Source organism: Pseudohalocynthiibacter sp. F2068, assembly GCF_023015645.1.
Lineage (GTDB): Bacteria > Pseudomonadota > Alphaproteobacteria > Rhodobacterales > Rhodobacteraceae > Pseudohalocynthiibacter > Pseudohalocynthiibacter aestuariivivens.
The window spans coordinates 330,097-347,806 of the sequence record NZ_JALKAK010000003.1 but is presented as its reverse complement, the minus strand read 5'-3'; the positions used below and the strand labels follow the sequence as shown (position 1 = coordinate 347,806).

Genomic DNA, 17,710 nt, shown 5'->3' with positions numbered 1-17,710 from the left:
ACTCAACGAGCGACCTCGAAAGACCTTGCAATACCAAACGCCAGCAGAGAAATTTGAAGCATGTGTTGCGGCGATCAGTTGAAACCACACCGCTATGCGGACCTTCATTCTTTTTCAGTTTATAGGTTCTGACCCTAGTGACTCTACAATCGCAACACTTCCGTTTTTGCCCGCTTTCTCGCTAAAAGCGGTGGAAAATAAGCTCTCCCGTTTTTGAAAACCCTCTATCCAGGCGTTTGAATTCGGCCCTCGCGTTTTGATAGACGCTTGACGGGCCGCTCAAACAGGTCTATCCGAACCTCACTCTGTGGCGATTTGTATACCGGATTGCGGGCCACGTTAAATATGCTGCTAAAGAGGTCAGGGATCATTTCGATTGCCCCGACGTCTGTGAACGGTGGGGCTTTTTTATGTCCGGTAGGGCAGGAGAGATGAGATGACAAAAGACTGGAATACACGCACCCGTCTCGTGCATTCAGGGACCCGGCGCAGCCAATATGGTGAAGTGTCTGAAGCGATATTTTTGACGCAAGGTTTTGTCTACGATACGGCAGAAGCGGCAGAAGCGCGCTTTATCGAAGCTGGCGAAGACGAATTTATCTATGCGCGCTATGGCAACCCGACTGTACGCATGTTTGAAGACCGGATTGCGGCACTGGAAGGCAGCGAAGACGCTTTCGCGACAGCTTCTGGCATGGCGGCGGTGAATGCGGCGCTGACCTGCCTGTTGAAAGCAGGGGATCACGTTGTGTCCGCACGTGCCTTGTTTGGATCTTGTCTTTACATTCTCGAAGACATCCTTCAGCGCTTTGGCGTCGAAGTCACCTTTGTTGATGGCACTGATCTTGACCAGTGGCGCGCTGCGATGCGTCCAGATACAAAGGTGGTTTTTCTTGAAGCGCTGTCAAACCCAACACTGGAAGTTATTGATATCACGGGTGTTTCAGAGATTGCCCATTCCGTTGGGGCGACTGTTGTTGTTGACAATGTTTTCGCAACACCCATTTTCCAACGCTCGCTTGATCTTGGGGCCGATGTCATCGTCTATTCCGCGACCAAACACATAGACGGGCAGGGGCGCTGCCTTGGCGGCGTCGTTTGTGGAACGCGCGACTATATTCGGGGCAAGCTTGAACCCTATTTGAAGCATACAGGCGGCTCAATGAGCCCGTTCAACGCCTGGGTCATGCTAAAAGGCATGGAAACACTTGATCTGCGCTGTCGTGCACAGGGGGAAACTGCATTGGCAATTTCAGAGGCGTTGCAGGGACATCCTGATCTGGAAAGAGTTATCTTTCCCTTCCTAGCAGATCACGCGCAGTTTGACCTTGCCAAGTCGCAGATGACAATGGGTGGAACCGTTTTGTCGCTTGATCTGAAGGGTGGGCAGAAGGCTGCATTTAGTTTCCTTAATGCGTTGAAAATATTTACGATCTCCAACAATCTGGGGGACGCAAAAAGCATCATTACCCACCCGGCGACAACAACACATCAGCGGCTGACTGAAGACCAAAGACAGTCGCTTGGTATCACCCCGGGGCTTGTTCGCGTTTCGGTCGGAATCGAAGATACAGATGACCTGATCCAAGACTTGCTCTCCGCGTTAAAAGCCGTTTAGGCCGCATCCGGCAGGGAGTTTGTCGCATAAGCATTGGAAAAATTGTGCTAAACTCTTTAAGTTAGGGGCCTGTGACAGCGCGCGAGGGTTACACAATGAATGTCCATACGCCGACCACCGATGTCGAGCCAAGCAGAACCGACGCCGAAAAGGCGCTTGCGGTCCTGCAGGAATGGGCCCGAACGGCTACAGTAACAGAGGTTGCAGAGCTGCACCCCGCTGTGGCACGTCTTTTGCCAAATCAGGAACTTGCGAATTATCCTGCCTTGGCAAGGGCTTATCCCGAAGAATTCTTGGCTGATGATGCCTATAAAGCGTCCTTGCCAGACCTTCAGAATGGCCCGGAAAGCCTGATCAAGGGCGCAAAACGCCATATTCAACACGTTGGTGTTTCCAACTTCCGCCTGCCGATCCGTTTTCACAGGCGTGACGGCGGCGACCTTACGTTAGAGACCTCGGTGACGGGGACGGTGAGCCTTGAGGCGGGCAAAAAGGGTATCAACATGTCGCGCATCATGCGCACGTTTTACGCGCATTCCGAAAAAACCTTCAGTATGGAGGTGATCGAGGACGCACTGAACGATTATAAGACAGATCTCGAAAGCTTTGACGCCCGTATTCAGATGCGCTTCTCATTCCCGATGCGCGTGAACTCTCTGCGCTCGGCCTTAACCGGATATCAATACTACGATCTGTCACTGGAACTGGTGGAAAGCCGGGGCGTATTTAAGAAAATCATACATCTTGACTATGTTTATTCGTCAACATGCCCCTGTTCGCTTGAACTTTCCGAACATGCGCGTCAGTTCCGTGGACAGTTGGCAACGCCGCATTCCCAGCGCTCTGTCGCGCGCATTTCGGCTGTTTTGCGGCCTGATCAACCCTGTCTATGGTTTGAGGATCTGATTGATATGTGCCGCCGCGCGGTACCGACCGAGACACAGGTGATGGTAAAGCGCGAAGATGAACAAGCCTTTGCTGAACTGAATGCAGCGCACCCCATTTTTGTGGAAGATGCAGCCCGTCTGTTCAGCGAAGAGTTGCAAAACGATCCGCGTGTCGGGGATTTTCGAATCGTCGCAAGCCATCAGGAGAGTTTGCACAGCCATGATGCGGTGAGTGTTCTGACCGAGGGAGAGACGTTTTTGTCAGAGAGCCTTGATCCAAAATTGTTCAACACGCTTTATCATGTCGGCTGACGCTTTTTACCAATTTTCTGAGAAGCTGGTTCAATTGCGCTTGTTCTTCGGGCGACATTGTTTTGATCGCGTCCTGTTCGTTTTTCAGGTGCGCCGGAACCATCTTGTCTAACAAGGCAACGCCCTCGTCAGTAAGACTGACAAGTGTTCCACGCCTGTCATTTGGATTCGGCGATCTTTTGATCCATCCTGAATTTTCAAGCCGGTCCAGCCGGTTTGTCATGCCGCCAGATGAAATCATGGCCGATTCAAACAATGTTGTCGGGGTCAGGGAATAGGGCGCACCGGCGCGTCGCAGGGTTGCCAGAACGTCAAATTCGCCGGCCTGCACGCCATGTTCCGCAAAAAGAGGCTCCAGCCAGTCGCGCCGTAAGATCAGTGATGCTTCGGACAAGCGGCCGATAATCTCCATGGCAAGAAGGTCAAGACCAGGCATTTCCCTGCGCCATTGTTCAACAGCGGTTGAAGCACGATCCATTTTGTATTCCTTTTACCTTGATATTAAGAAACTTAGCAATTAGATACTTCTCATCAAGTTAAAGCTAGCGTTCTACGAAGGTGAAGTAAATGTCATATGTCGCAAACAATAAAACTTATGATCCCGGGCTCGCCGCAGTTGCTTGCCTTGGCCTTGTTGGGGTTCTGCTGGCCCTTTCGCTTGTGGTCGCAAAGCTCGCCAGTCAAGCGGCCGCACCGCCATTGGGTTTTCTGATGGTGTCGATGTTTGGTGCAGCGCTCATATTGCTGGTGGTGTCAGCACTTTTGTTGCGGGCACCCGTTGTCTTAAACCGGCGTACTCTTGAATATGGCGTGGTTGCGGGCAGTTTCTTTGCCATTCCCAATGCGATCGCGTTTCTGGCTGTTCCCCATGTCGGGGCAGGCTTTCTATCTCTGAGTTTTGCATTTCCGATTCTGCTGACTTATGCGATCGCCCTGGGGCTGGGGATCGAAAAGATACGCCAGGGCCGTGTCATGGGCATGTTTGCGGGGCTGGCCGGAGGGGTTGTTTTGTCGCTATCCAAACTTGATATCGCGGATGGTACTATCTTCTGGATTGTACTTGCAATGATGTCGCCCGTGCTGATTGCAATCGCGAATATTTACCGCACGTTGCGTTGGCCCACGGGGGTCTCTCCGGTCTTTTTGGCGGCTCTGATGCTGTTTGGTGGCGCGGGCGCCTTGCTGCCGGTTCTTGTCTGGGCAGAGCCGGGTGTTGTCGGAATATTATTCTCTTCTACAGAAATCCTGGCTTTGCTTCTCACTGAAATCACAATTTTCTCAGTGCTTTATGTTTTCTATTTTGTGCTGCAAAAGATTGCAGGGCCGGTTTATCTTAGCCAAATTGGCTCTGTCGCTGCCATTGTGGGAACAACGGTTTCAGTTCTTTTCCTAGGGGAATCCCTGCCAGCCTACTTCCTTGTTTCTGCGGGCCTTATTCTGGGTGGGACAGTATTATTTCAGCGTAGCAACCCTGCCTGATGTTCGCTGTGGCTTGACAGTTCAGCCACCTACGGCCAAGCCTTGCTCTTATGTTTGATTTGCGCCCTGTTGGATATGTCATTGGCCTGCTTGTCGCCTGTCTTGGGGTGTCAATGCTGTTGCCGATGGCGTTGGATCTGGCGGATGGTAATGCGCATTGGCCAATATTTCTGGAATGCGCGATTATCACGGCCTTGACTGGTGGGTTGATTGCGCTGGCCTGTGTGAATGGTGTGCAGCAAGGGCTTACGATCCAGCAAACCTTTTTGCTGACCACGGGTGTCTGGGTGGCGCTGCCCCTGTTTGGCGCACTGCCCTTTACGTTTGGGGCAACGGATGCCCGTATGGTTGACGCATTTTTTGAGGCAATGTCAGGGCTCACAACTACCGGCTCTACGGTATTTTCTAATCTCGAGGATTTGCCGCGTGGTCTGCTGCTATGGCGGGGGCTTTTGCAGTGGTTCGGCGGTATCGGTATCATCGTTGTGGCAATGGTGTTCCTGCCAGAACTCAGAATTGGCGGGATGCAGATATTCCGCTCTGAAGGGTTTGATACCTTTGGGAAAATCCTGCCTAGGGCGACCGAGATTTCTTCAAGAATTTCGGTGATTTACATTTCGCTGACGGTCCTTTGCGGATTGTCATACTCCGCTTTCGGGATGGAGCCGTTTGACGCTGTTGTTCATTCAATGACAACCGTTGCAACGGGTGGATTTGCAAATTACGACAATTCTTTTGGCGCGTTTTCCGCTGGTGTCGAATATTCCTCGGTACTCTTCATGCTTGCAGCGGCCTTGCCATTCGTTCGGTACGTGCAGCTTATTGGTGGTACCGCGAAACCCTTGCTGAAAGACAGTCAGGTCCGTTCATTTTTTGCCACCGCGATTGTGTTGATTGCCGTACTAAGCTTGTGGCAATGGACCCAACAAGCACAGACTGACAGCGAAACGTTTCGCAAGGTGCTGTTCAATGTGGTCTCGATCCTGACAGGCACGGGTTACGCAAGCGAAAACTATATGCAGTGGGGCTCGTTTGCGGTTGTCATGTTTTTCTTTATTGGTCTTGTCGGCGGCTGTGCTGGGTCAACCGCCTGTTCGATAAAGATTTTCCGCTACCAGCTTTTGTTTGCGTCCGTAAGCGCACAGGTCCGTAAAATCCATGCGCCACATGGTGTATTCACGCCGCGGTATCAGGGCCGCACCGTGAGCGAAGACGTACTTTCCTCGGTGATGTCGTTCTTTGTGTTTTTCGTTGTGACGCTTGGCATTTTGTCGGTTCTGTTGGGCATGACAGGTCTTGATTTTGTCACTTCGCTCTCCGGTGCAGCCGCAGCTTTGGCAAATATCGGCCCCGGTCTTGGAGCAGAAATAGGCCCCGCTGGGAATTTTTCGGGCCTGAACGATGCCGCGAAATGGATGCTTTCCGCTGCCATGTTGATTGGCCGATTAGAACTGCTGGCCGTCTATGCAATCCTCACAATTCAATTCTGGAGAAGTTAATGCCCGAACGTCCCCTTGGTGCGCAGATTTCGCATATGTTGAAAGCGCGCGATGTCGATACGATCTTTGGGATTCCCGGTGTTCACAACGTTGAACTTTACCGTGGAATCGAAGAGGCGGGTATTACCCATGTTCTTGCGCGTCATGAACAGGGCGCGGGTTTCATGGCCGATGGATATGCACGCGCAACCGGCAAGCCTGGCGTCGCCTATGTGATTACCGGCCCCGGCCTTTGCAACATCATGACCCCGATGGGGCAGGCCTATTCAGATTCCGTGCCGATGCTTGTTGTGTCATCCTGCCTGAACAAAGGCGATCTTGGCATGGGCCGCGGGCGCCTGCACGAGATGAAGGATCAGGAAATTGCCGCCGCTTGCGTTTGTGACTGGTCCAAAACGGCGATGGATGCAGAAAGCGCTTATCAGTTAGTTGACCGCGCCTTTGGGGAATTTGCCTCGCAGCGCCACACCCCCAAGCACATTCAAGTGCCTATTGATGTATTAGGTGCGGTTGCTGACTCCGCGCCAGAACCGCGCGTGACCAAGACGATTGCCCAGTGCCAAGAGGCAACCAGCGTGGCAGATGACCTCAAAAAAGCGAAAAAACCGATGTTTGTCTTTGGCGGTGGAGCCAGAACCGCGGCAGATTCAGCACGCGCTGTGATGAAGCAAACGGGTGCCGCAGCTTTCACCACCTATGCAGGCCGTGGAATCTTGCCCGAGGATGAAGCCCTGAACTACGGGTCCTATCTTGCGCGACCAGACAGTGCAGACGTCATAGCCTCGGCTGATCTGGTGATTGCGGTTGGCACAGCGCTCTCAGAAGTCGATCTTTGGCGCGACAATCTTGGTCATACTGCAAAGCTGATCCGCGTCGATATTGACCCCGCCAGCCTGTTTGATGCGCAGCATGCGGATGAAACCGTGCTATCGGATGCAGGTGCCTTTCTGGAGAACCTTCTCGCAGAAATCGATGGCCCGATGTCCAAAGGTTGGAAAGCCGAGCAGGTCGCCAAAACCCGCGCCCGCTGGCGTGCGGAAACTGATGCGGAGCGCCCCGGTATTGTTCCGCTTTGTGATGCGATCAAAGCGGTGCTTCCGGCTGATACGATGTATTTCTCAGACATGACGCAATTTGCTTACGTCGCGAAAGAAGTGATTGATATGGACCACCCGGGTCACTGGCATCACCCATATGGATTTGGCACCCTGGGCTATGCGCTGCCTGCCGCGATTGGTGGTAAGGTCGGTGTAGGTGATCAGCCAGTCGTGGCTATTATTGGCGATTACGGGTTTCACTACACGATGCAGGAGCTTGGCGTTGCGGTTGAACTTGGTCTGACCTTGCCCATCATCCTTTGGGACAACGGCAAGCTGAAAGAGATCGAGGACAGCATGATACGCTCTCAGATCGCACCGAACGCTGTCATCGCCCAAAACCCTGATTTCTGTAAACTGGCAGAGGCTTTTGGCGCCCAATCTGCGGCGCCAAAGTCGATCGAAGAATTGCAGGACGCACTTCGGTCCGCCCTTAAGGCCGACGGCCCGACGCTGATTTATGTGACACCGGAAATTCATGACTGACCGGGCAGGGTGGGCTCTAGCCCACCCAATCCGTGCTTAAGTTTTTTAATTCCAGCAACTTACCAGAACAGTGATGTCGGCAGCGCGTGATGTCAGGTCTTCGGCCGCGATCTGGCCATTGCTCTCGGCTGTTGATGCAACGATACCGTTTGCCTCCAATGCCGCGCCGATAGAGCGCGCATTCGCTGAAAAGCTCACGTCTTGTGGCAATTGCTGACCGCTTGAAGTGGGGCGCGGCAATAGCATTCCCATAACCGCGCCTGCCGTATCAAAGACCGGCCCGCCAGCATCGCCGGCTTGCGGTGCCAGTGCAAGCCTTTGCAGGGTGTCTTCGCCTTTCAACCCGCGAATGTCCGCAAGCTGGCCAAAGGTCAGCGTCGGCGCATCAAGTACGCCCTCAAACGGAAACCCGGCAACCGCGACTTCAGACTGGATACGCGCCACACCTTGCCGGAAGGACGCAAAGGCGATTGGCGCAAGTGATTCAGTTGGGCGCAGCACAGCAAAACCAAGTTCTGTATCCTTGAACGCAACTTCTGCGACATGGTCACGGTTCAGCGTGATTTCGCGGCACTCTTCAACCACTTCGGCGGTGGTTATGACCGTACCTGCACCGTCGATGAAGAACCCGGAACGCGACATATCCGGCTGGCGGATTTCGAGCCCGGCAAGCAGGTCAATCCGCTGATCTTCGCTTGGTTCGCCAAGTGTTTCATCCAGCGCGTCTGTGCCGAAGGGTGTGAAACTTTTGCGCATTTCGCTGATAACGCGGCGCATGCGGCGCTCGTCCCCGCTGGGCCAGACAAGTGTGAACCCCTTGATCAATCCATCGTCCAAAGCAGCATAGGTGTAAGAACTGATCTGATCATTCTGCCCGGTCAGTTCGAAATTTCTGTTATTGCGTTCGCGTGTTCCGGTGGGCGGTACAATCTCAAGGGTCTGCATGATGTCATAAAGACCAAACAAGGTTGCCTGCGTTCCCGCCTGAGAGATCAGCAAAACCTTTACACCCAGATCGGTCGTGGCATCATAGTGCACAAATGGTGGTTCAAAGCGGCTGAACTCTACCAATGCGGTTGGCATTTCAATCTCGATTCCGGCTTCGCGGTTGCTAAGGTAGCGCAGTCCAACACCTTCAAGAATTGAATTGTAGTCTGTTATTAGTCTTTCCCGCTGGAGCGTGGTCAGAATACCTGTCGGATCATACCCCATCGCGGTTTGATAGGTTTCCATTGCTGTGCGGGTGCCGCGACCAAATGCTCCATCAATAGCGGAATTGTAGAACCCTTCAGATTTCAAGGCTGTTTGCAAAAGTTGCCGTTCTTCGCGGCTGAGTGCCGCCTCGCTTCGGCGCGCCTCGCGCGGGGTTTCGTCGGGCAACTGTACCGAAACAGTTTCGGTTGTCTCTTCAGCAGCGGCCGTCTGATCTTCTATCACGATAGGTTCAGCCGTTCGCGTGTTCGCGCCAATGGGCCAGTACTGCTGACGAAAATTCGATCCATCTGCGATGTAGCTGTCCCGTGGGATCAGGTTTTCGCGGACCAGTTCCTGCAGACGTTGGTTTGCACCTTCTTCGGTGAAGGGGCCGATCACAACGGCATACCATCCTGACCTAAGTGCAAATCCGTTTACGTCCTCAAAAGCACTCGCATAGGCACGGGCGCGTATCTGGCCCTGCTGTAAACTTGGATGTGCTTCAATCTGAACCCAGGCAGTTTCTTGAGCAACGGCTGTTTGATGGAACAGGACCGTCGCGGCGAAAATTACAAAATAAACTAGTTTCTTCATTACCCTCTCGCGCTCGCATCGTTGAAATGTGCGATTCCGATTTCGAAAGTAACAGAGGATACGAGGTTTGCACCCGAATAATGCGTTCCGCCAATTGACCCTTGCTCCGGCGTTGCCTATTCAGAACGCGCTTTGCAAGAGGGCTTTACATGACAAGCGTGAAGAAGACCCCCCGCAGTTTTCAGGAAATCATCCTGCGACTGCAGGCCTATTGGGCCGAAAAAGGCTGCGCTGTGCTGCAGCCCTATGACATGGAAGTCGGGGCAGGGACATTTCACCCTGCGACAACTCTGCGTTCGCTCGGAACTGCGCCCTGGGCTGCGGCATATGTACAGCCGTCACGCCGCCCGACAGACGGGCGCTATGGTGAGAACCCGAACCGCTTGCAGCACTACTATCAATATCAGGTGCTGATCAAACCCAGCCCTCCGGACCTTCAGGTGCTTTATCTTGGTTCGCTAGAGGCCATCGGCGTCGATATGGACCTGCACGACATCCGATTTGTCGAAGACGACTGGGAATCTCCAACACTTGGCGCATGGGGCCTTGGTTGGGAAGTCTGGTGCGACGGCATGGAAGTCAGCCAGTTCACTTATTTCCAGCAGGTTGGCGGTTATGACTGTAAACCGGTTTCGGGCGAATTGACCTACGGGCTTGAACGTCTTGCAATGTATATTCTTGGCGTTGACCACGTTATGGACATGCCGTTCAACGCACCGGATGCGCCAATTCCATTGACCTATGGCGATGTGTTTCGCCAAACCGAGGAGGAATACAGCCGGTTTAACTTTGATATAGCAAACACAGAGGTCTTGCTGCGGCAGTTCGAAGAGGCCGAGGCGGAATGCGAAGCGATCCTTGCTGCAACGCATGACGATCCAAAGACCGGCAAACGCATCGTCATGGCTCACCCTGCGTATGATCAATGCATTAAAGCATCGCATATGTTCAACTTGCTTGACGCGCGCGGTGTTATCTCGGTTACCGAACGTCAGGCCTATATCGGGCGGGTCCGTGTGCTTGCCAAGAAATGCGCGGATGCATTTGTGCAGACCGATGCCGGGGGATACACTGCATGACTGGAAAAATTCTGGCTGGATTGATCGTTGTGACAGCTCTTATTGCAGGGGTCGCACTCTACTATCTGCAGGTTTACGCCTATTATGATGACGTTGAAGTAACTGAAAACCCGGTTCAGTTGACCTCGCTTGTCACTGGCTCTCCTGAATCGATCGTCGCAAACGATTTTCAGGGCATCGACGCTGACAGTTCGCCGCTTCGTTACCGGGCCTGTTTCACGACAATCCATAGTCATGCGATGTTGTCTGAAACCTATGTGCCCTATGACGATGCTGTTCCCTTGACCGCACCAAACTGGTTTGACTGCTATGATGCTATCGAAATTGGTGAGGCGCTGGAAGCAGGTTCAGCACTTGCATATATGGGTAAGGCAGACATTATCTATGGGTTCGACCGGGTTGTAGCCATCATGGAGGATGGACGCGGCTTCGTGTGGCACCAGTTGAATGAATGCGGGGCCAAACTCTTTGACGGCCAACCATTGCCCGAGGGCTGCCCACCCCCACCGGAAAGAAACTGACCATGCCAGATCTTTTGATTGAACTCTTTTCCGAAGAAATTCCTGCGCGGATGCAGAGCCGTGCATCGGCTGATCTGAAGCGTCTGGTTACGGACGGTCTGGTTGACGCGGGCCTGACCTATGCGAGCGCAGGCGCGTTCTCCACGCCGCGCCGTCTTGCACTTTCTGTTGACGGGCTGCTGGCGGAAAGCCCGACTGTGCGCGAAGAACGCAAAGGCCCACGGACTGATGCACCTGAAAAGGCGCTCGAAGGATTCCTGCGCGCAACGGGCCTCACAAAAGATAAACTGGAAGCGCGGGACGACAAAAAAGGTCAGGTCTGGTTCGCCGCAGTTGAGAAACCGGGCCGCCCTGCTGCTGAAATTGTTGCAGAGGTTCTTGAAACAGCAATCCGAAACTTTCCATGGCCAAAATCCATGCGCTGGGGCTCAGGCAATTTGAAATGGGTGCGCCCGCTTCATTCCATCCTATGCATTCTCAGCAACGAAGCTGGTGCAGATGTCGTTCCGCTTGAGATTGACGGCATCAAAGCGGGCGATACAACTGAGGGTCATCGCTTTATGGGCAAGGGCCGCTTTGCTGTCAGCAGTTTCGAAGATTATGAGAAGAAGCTGAAAGCGGCAAATGTCATACTGTCGGCAGAGGAACGTGCGGACCATATCTGGGCAGAGGCCACAAATCAGGCTTTTGCGCTGGGCCTAGAGGTGGTGGAAGACAGCGCTTTGTTGGCCGAGGTTGCCGGGCTCGTTGAATGGCCCGTTGTTTTGATGGGTGAAATCGCCGAAGATTTCCTTGATTTACCGCCAGAGGTGCTCCAGACCTCGATGCGCGAACATCAAAAGTTTTTCTCGGTAAAAGACCCGAAAAGTGAAAAAATCGTTCGATTTGTGACAGTCGCGAACCGTGAAACAGCAGATCATGGCACCACAATTCTGGCCGGAAACCAAAAAGTTTTGTCAGCACGGTTGTCGGACGCCAAATTCTTTTGGGAAAATGATTTGCGCGTTGCCAAAAGCAAGGCCGGAATGGCGACTTGGACCGACGCACTGGAAAATGTAACCTTTCACAACTTGCTTGGAACGCAGGCAGAGCGGATTAAGCGGATCGCAGCACTTGCACGTGAGATTGCTCCATTTGTTGCGGCGGACCCGAAACTTGCCGAAAAGGCCGCGTATGTTGCCAAGGCAGATCTCAGTTCAGAAATGGTCTATGAGTTTCCAGAGCTTCAGGGGCTGATGGGCCGATACTACGCCGCTGCTGCTGGCTTGTCAGAAGCGGTTGCGAATGCCTGCGAAGCGCACTACTCGCCGCTTGGCCCCTCTGACGATGTCCCGACCGAGCCTGTCTCGGTCGCCGTTGCCTTGGCTGACAAGCTCGATACGCTGACGGGATTTTGGGCGATTGACGAAAAGCCAACCGGCAGCAAAGACCCGTTTGCATTGCGCCGTGCAGCACTTGGGGTCATCCGCCTGATCCTGGAAAACAACGTTCGACTTTCCTGTGACCGCTTTTTTGATAGCCAGTTGTTACGCCATGAAATCGCTAAAGATCGTATGAACGGATCTAAATCTGCGGTTCTTCTGAATGATATGCTGGGTGAAATCGCTGAGCATGGTGTCTTTGGGGCTGCAGCGCGGGCCGTTCTGGACAAGCTTGAAGGCGATGCGCCCGAAGAAGTTTTGCTTATGGAAACGCAACTTCCGGATCGTTCTATCAACTTGCTTGCCTTTTTTCATGATCGCCTCAAGGTATTCCTGCGCGACAAGGGTGTGCGTCATGACGTGATTGATGCCTGTCTTGCAATGCCCGGCAACGATGACCTGAGCCTCTTGGTCAAACGCGCCGAGGCGCTTTCGGACTTCCTGAAAACCGACGACGGGGAAAACCTGCTTCAGGGCTTTAAACGTGCAAACAATATTCTCAGTCAGGCCGAAGAAAAGGATGGTGTCGAATATTCTTACGGTGCCGATGCCAAATTTGCGGAAAGTGGCGAGGAAAAAGCGCTCTTTGCCGCACTGGAAACGGCAGAGAATGATATCGCGCCAGCGATCAAAGCCGAAGATTTTGCAGGGGCAATGCATGTTATGGCGGCGCTTCGCGGTCCGATTGATGCGTTTTTTGAGGCTGTGCAGGTTAATGCCGAAAGCGAGATTGTGCGCCGTAACCGCCTTAATTTGCTCTACCAGATACGCAGCATTTGTATGAGCGTTGCTGATCTGACAAAGGTTGAAGGCTGAAGATAAAAGCGGCCTTTTTGAAACTGGTCGTGGTTTATTCGCCGCTGCGCGCGCTGCCGGGCAAGTTTTTCGTCTTCGACGAGGATATTTGTGGAAATTGGTGAAATAGCGGCGATATAGCCGAACCCACGCCCTTGTCAGACCACATTCCTGCGCTATGCTGCGCTGACGCAAAAGGAATGCTGCAGTGCGGAAAAAGTCTGAGATGCCGGGGTACACTGAGATAACCCCAAGTGCAGAGATCGAAATCCAGCTTCACGGAGGACGGGCAAAGTGCCTGCAACGGTTGCTGCGTCTTGATATGCCTGTGCCAAAGACCCTTGGGCTTGCGTTTGATGCGGTGCATTCTATTGCTGCAGGGCATTTGCCGGACACGGCTGCAATGATGGCCGAGTTTGGCGAAGACCCGATCGTATCTGTACGCCCAAGTTCCGAGGACCCTGATTGGGGTGGCCCCGGTGCTATCCTGAATATTGGCATGAACGATGCGCACCACGCTAAGATCGCCAAAGAGGTCGGGAAAGAGGCAGCAGATGCGCTCTACCTGCGGTTCATCCAGGCTTATGCAATTCACGTGGCCCGGCTGGATCCGGACGAATTTGAAGTTGTCGATACAAATGCATCAGACGCTTTGGAGCAGGTTTTACAAGCCTATGAGGATGAAACTGATGAAAGATTTCCGCAGGATCCGGCGCAACAGCTGAGTGAAGTTTTGCGATCCATGGCGCGCGCCTGGGAGGGAACAACGGCACGTATTCTGCGGCAGGCCAAAGGCGCGCCAGCGGATGCCGGTTTGGGACTGGTGGTTCAGAAAATGGCGCTGGGTGTCGGGGCCGGAGAGAGCGGGTCTGGCGTTATTCAGTTCATTAGTGAAATCACGGGTGAGCGTACAGTTAAGGGACGCTACCTGAGCCAAAGTCAGGGGCGTGATGCTTTGATTGACGGTGAAGGTGCTTTGTTTCTGACAAAGGATGACCGCGGCCCTTCGATGGAAGAGCGCTGTCAGGCTTGTTTTGCCGACCTTATCGAATATGGCGTAGCGTGCCGTACACGCTTGCGCGAAGAGATGCAGATCGAGTTCACGATTGAAAACGGTGCGCTTTGCATTTTGGATGCGGTCAGGGTGCCGCGCAGTTCACGTGCTGCCGTTCGTGTGGCGGTCAGTATGGCAAACGAGGGTATTATCACCCACGAGGAAGCCTTGATGCGGGTTGAGCCGAGGGCGTTGACAGAGTTGCTTCACAAGCAGGTTGACTGGAAGGGAACCCGCGACGTTGCGTTGAAAGGCATTGCCGCAAGCCCAGGTGCCGCGCAGGGCCGGATCGTGTTTTCCGCTATTGCGGCACAAGCCAGCGACGCCCGGGGCGAACCCTGCGTTCTTGTACGCCGCGAGACAGCACCCGAAGATATTCGTGGCATGCATTCTGCAAGTGCGGTTCTGACAGAACGCGGCGGAATGAGTAGCCACGCTGCCGTGATTGCCCGTGGTCTTGGTTTGCCTTGTATTGTCGGCGCGAGAGGGATGATCCTGAATACCCGGGACAAAATTCTGAAAACGCTGGATGGGCGGATTTTTAAGGAAGGCGACATTGTCACGATCGACGGCAGTACGGGCGAAGTGCTGGTTGGCGCGGTGAATTTACTTGAGCCCGCTTTGGACGGTGTTTTCCAGACGCTGCTGTCCTGGGCAGATGATATACGTGATATTGGGGTGCGTGCAAACGCAGATACCCCGGATGACGCACAAACCGCCCGCAATTTTGCGGCGCAAGGCATTGGGCTGTGCCGGACAGAGCACATGTTCTTTGAAGATGATCGACTGACCGTGATGCGCGAAATGATCTTTGCCGATTCACCGGAAGACCGTGCCGCAGCGCTTGAGCGTTTGTTGCCGATGCAGCGTGCAGATTTTACGCGCCTGTTTGAGATCATGCAGGGGCAGCCGGTTTGTATTCGTTTGTTTGACCCGCCGTTGCATGAATTCCTGCCGCATAGCCGTGAAGGTATGCGCGAACTCGCCGGTGCACTGGATCTGCCATTGTCTGACGTGACGCGCCGGGTCGAGGCGCTGGCTGAATTTAACCCGATGCTGGGGATGCGCGGTGTGCGTTTGGGAATTACAGTGCCCGAAATCTACGATATGCAGGTGCGCGCTATTTTCGAGGCGACCATCGAAGCGAGCCGAAATGGCGCACCCATTGTGCCGGAAATCATGATCCCACTTGTAAGTGCCAAGCGTGAAGTCGAACTGGTCAAGACAAGGATCGAGGCGGTTGCCGCTGCAGTTCGTACAATTGAAGGCGTTGAATTTGACTATCGGCTAGGCGTTATGGTCGAGACTCCGCGTGCAGCCCTGCGGGCGAGCGATATTGCATCCTGTTCCTCGTTCCTGAGTTTTGGAACGAACGATCTGACCCAGATGACTTACGGGTTGTCGCGCGACGATGCCGGCCGCTTTATGGGTGATTACGTTCAACAGGGCGTCTTTCCCGAAGATCCGTTCCATATGCTGGACACCGAAGGTGTGGGAGAGTTACTTATGATCGGGGCAGAGCGCGGACGCGAAGCAAACCCCGACGTGGTATTGTCGATTTGCGGCGAGCATGGCGGAAACCCGGAATCTATAGCATTTTGTCGCAGTGCAGGGTTTGACTACGTTTCTTGCTCTCCTTTTCGGGTTCCAGTGGCTCGATTGGCTGCCGCGCAGCTCGTGATACAGGAACAAACTGTTTCCGATAAAGACTAATGATATTAGATGGTTAACTTGATAACATCTGCTGGAAATGCGTTTTTTTGAGCTTTTTGTCAGCCAGATAGGGCCAAAACTATGTTGCATTAATGCCACATGGGTAGACGTATGGCTTTTAATGGATTATGTCAGCCGCTGTTGTCGCTGTGGGGGCGACGCTGCTTTTGGATCTGAAAAGGTTAGAGAACATGCGTGTGCGGCTGACGTGGGCATTTTGCCTTTCGGTACTTCTGGGTGTGACCGGTGGGGTCAATGCCGAAGTACGAGTATCAACAGCAACCGACCCAACCGCGGCTTTGGATGGCCGTCTGACGCAGCTTTTGGGCAGCGAACGACAGGCCCTGAGCGCGGTTCGCCCTGACCGTTTACGCCAGTTGACGGCACCTCCACGACCGCGTTTATCCGCGCGTCGAAACGGTGGCGGGAGCGAAATTACCTATTCACGTGAATGGCTTAAATCGCTGCCCCGTGCGAGCGGTGGTAACGAATGGAGCTGCCTTGCCGAAGCGTTGTATTTTGAAGCACGCGGAGAAAGTGTGCGCGGCCAGTTCGCCGTTGCAGAGGTCATTTTGAACCGTGTTGATAGTGCCAGCTATCCCGACACGATTTGTGGAGTGGTCAATCAGGGAACCGGGCGTCGTTATCAGTGCCAGTTCTCCTACACCTGTGACGGTCAAAAAGAAGTAATCAACGAAACTGCAGCCTATGAACGTGGCGGAAAAATCGCGCGCGCGATGATTGATGGCACACCGCGCACCCTGACAAGCGGCGCAACGCATTATCACACCAAGTCAGTCAACCCGCGTTGGGCACGTAGTTTCCCACGTACGACAACTATTGGTGTACATCATTTTTACCGCGCACCAACACGGCTTTCCAGCAACTGATTATACGTCGGACATGGCGTATAATCTGACGCCTAAGGGCTTCTTGTCAGCCGCTCATCAGGATACGGTTATCAGGCGACGCAGTCTGAGAACGAAATGACAAACAAAGACATTAAACACGCCTTTTCGCACCCGTCTGAACGGGCTGAAGCCACGGCAGAAAACGCTCTGCGTGACAGAATTTCTTTGCGTGATCATATTGTTGACGTCGAAATTGGCGCGTTTCAGGCAGAGCGCGGCACGACCCAAAGGTTAAAGTTTAATATCGTCGTCGAAGTGCGGCCATATTCAGACCCGCTTGACGATGATGTGGATCGTATCCTTTCTTACGACACGATTGCCGAGGCTATTGCGACAGAGTTGTCAGACGAGCGGTTGAATTTGCTCGAGACGCTTGCCGAGCGGGTCGCCGAACGCATTTTACATGAACCTCGGGCGATGCGGGTTTTTGTGCGTATCGAAAAACTGGACCGTGGGCCCGGCGCGCTTGGTGTTGAAATTGTAAGAACACGTAAAGATATATCTGACGGCACGCTTGAACCGCCAGAAGCCGAAAGCTTGCAGCAACCCGTTGTCGTCTATTTGTCAAACGAAGCCTTAGGATCAGATAACCTATCGGGCTGGATCGACGCACTTGTTGCGTCTGATGCACCTGGTGTTCTTTGTGTTGGGGCCTCTGATAGCCTGGCTCCTCAGTCATCGTCCTCGGCCTCTCAGCGCAGAATTGATATGCTTGCGATCGAACAAAACGCATGGGTTCTTGCGGGAAGGGACGGGCGTTGTGTCGTGGTGAACACCCGGACAGAATTGGACTGGGCCATGAAACATCAGCAGATCAGCGTATGGGCCCCGTCAAAGATGATTCTGGATGCCGTCGACGGGCCGTCTGTATCGCCTCGTGATGCCAAGGCATTGGCGGTCTGGCTTGCGGGGCTTCTTCATGCGTCTGAATTGATTGTTGTGGATGAAAGCAAACCGCTGAACGCACCTGTGCCAGCACGCCAAGTGGCGCTGACAGACAGAACGCTGTTCTGAAGCTTGCATATTTTTCCCTGATCGTCGAAAGGGATG

General features: G+C 53.5%; 13 protein-coding genes and 1 riboswitch. Of the genes, 11 read left to right on the top strand and 2 right to left on the bottom strand.

Going from position 1 to position 17,710, the window contains the following annotated elements:
• Nucleotides 1-297 precede the first annotated feature (297 nt).
• Nucleotides 298-376: riboswitch (SAM riboswitch) on the top strand.
• Nucleotides 377-436: 60 nt separating this feature from the next.
• Both metZ and folE2 read left to right on the top strand, forming a co-directional pair.
• Nucleotides 437-1,618, top strand: a complete 1,182-nt coding sequence (gene metZ, locus MWU63_RS06075; RefSeq protein ID WP_213891227.1) for an O-succinylhomoserine sulfhydrylase — start codon at nucleotides 437-439, stop codon at nucleotides 1,616-1,618.
• Between the two features lie 95 nt (nucleotides 1,619-1,713).
• Complete coding sequence (gene folE2 / locus MWU63_RS06070) at nucleotides 1,714-2,817, top strand: GTP cyclohydrolase FolE2 (protein ID WP_213891225.1); 1,104 nt, start codon at nucleotides 1,714-1,716, stop codon at nucleotides 2,815-2,817.
• Here the strand turns inward: folE2 and MWU63_RS06065 are convergent.
• Nucleotides 2,792-3,295: a MarR family transcriptional regulator gene (locus MWU63_RS06065; RefSeq protein ID WP_213891223.1), complete on the bottom strand. Its 504-nt coding sequence runs from the start codon at nucleotides 3,293-3,295 to the stop codon at nucleotides 2,792-2,794. The two genes, folE2 and MWU63_RS06065, sit on opposite strands and share 26 nt — an antisense overlap.
• 89 nt (nucleotides 3,296-3,384) lie before the next feature.
• Between MWU63_RS06065 and MWU63_RS06060 the strand changes: the two genes are divergently transcribed.
• The 3 genes from MWU63_RS06060 to MWU63_RS06050 are packed head-to-tail and all read left to right on the top strand — an operon-like array spanning nucleotide 3,385 to nucleotide 7,378.
• Nucleotides 3,385-4,296 (top strand): DMT family transporter, encoded by a 912-nt coding sequence (locus MWU63_RS06060; protein ID WP_247077250.1) that lies wholly within the window; start codon nucleotides 3,385-3,387, stop codon nucleotides 4,294-4,296.
• A 50-nt stretch (nucleotides 4,297-4,346) separates the two neighbouring features.
• A complete protein-coding gene (locus tag MWU63_RS06055; protein ID WP_213891220.1) occupies nucleotides 4,347-5,795 on the top strand; it encodes a TrkH family potassium uptake protein in 1,449 nt (482 codons plus the stop codon).
• On the top strand, nucleotides 5,795-7,378 hold the full coding sequence (locus tag MWU63_RS06050) for a 5-guanidino-2-oxopentanoate decarboxylase (protein ID WP_213891218.1): 1,584 nt from the start codon (nucleotides 5,795-5,797) through the stop codon (nucleotides 7,376-7,378). Before MWU63_RS06055 ends, MWU63_RS06050 begins: the two co-directional genes overlap by 1 nt.
• A 45-nt stretch (nucleotides 7,379-7,423) precedes the next feature.
• Here the strand turns inward: MWU63_RS06050 and MWU63_RS06045 are convergent, their stop codons facing one another.
• Entirely contained in the window at nucleotides 7,424-9,166 is a 1,743-nt protein-coding gene (locus MWU63_RS06045; RefSeq protein ID WP_213891216.1) for a serine protease, read from the bottom strand.
• 149 nt (nucleotides 9,167-9,315) lie between these two features.
• On the opposite strand from MWU63_RS06045, the gene MWU63_RS06040 reads away from it, so the two are divergent.
• From MWU63_RS06040 to MWU63_RS06015, 6 genes are all read left to right on the top strand, one after another.
• Entirely contained in the window at nucleotides 9,316-10,245 is a 930-nt protein-coding gene (locus MWU63_RS06040; protein WP_213891214.1) for a glycine--tRNA ligase subunit alpha, read from the top strand.
• Nucleotides 10,242-10,766 (top strand): DUF6446 family protein, encoded by a 525-nt coding sequence (locus tag MWU63_RS06035; protein WP_213891213.1) that lies wholly within the window; start codon nucleotides 10,242-10,244, stop codon nucleotides 10,764-10,766. Before MWU63_RS06040 ends, MWU63_RS06035 begins: the two co-directional genes overlap by 4 nt.
• A 2-nt stretch (nucleotides 10,767-10,768) precedes the next feature.
• Nucleotides 10,769-13,003: a glycine--tRNA ligase subunit beta gene (gene glyS, locus MWU63_RS06030; RefSeq protein ID WP_247077248.1), complete on the top strand. Its 2,235-nt coding sequence runs from the start codon at nucleotides 10,769-10,771 to the stop codon at nucleotides 13,001-13,003.
• A gap of 205 nt (nucleotides 13,004-13,208) precedes the next feature.
• Nucleotides 13,209-15,749, top strand: a complete 2,541-nt coding sequence (ppdK, locus tag MWU63_RS06025) for a pyruvate, phosphate dikinase (protein ID WP_213891231.1) — start codon at nucleotides 13,209-13,211, stop codon at nucleotides 15,747-15,749.
• 128 nt (nucleotides 15,750-15,877) lie between these two features.
• Nucleotides 15,878-16,639, top strand: coding sequence for a cell wall hydrolase (locus tag MWU63_RS06020; protein WP_246531862.1), 762 nt, complete (start codon nucleotides 15,878-15,880; stop codon nucleotides 16,637-16,639).
• Between the two features lie 96 nt (nucleotides 16,640-16,735).
• On the top strand, nucleotides 16,736-17,674 hold the full coding sequence (locus MWU63_RS06015) for a dihydroneopterin aldolase (protein ID WP_213891209.1): 939 nt from the start codon (nucleotides 16,736-16,738) through the stop codon (nucleotides 17,672-17,674).
• Nucleotides 17,675-17,710: the final 36 nt, after the last annotated feature.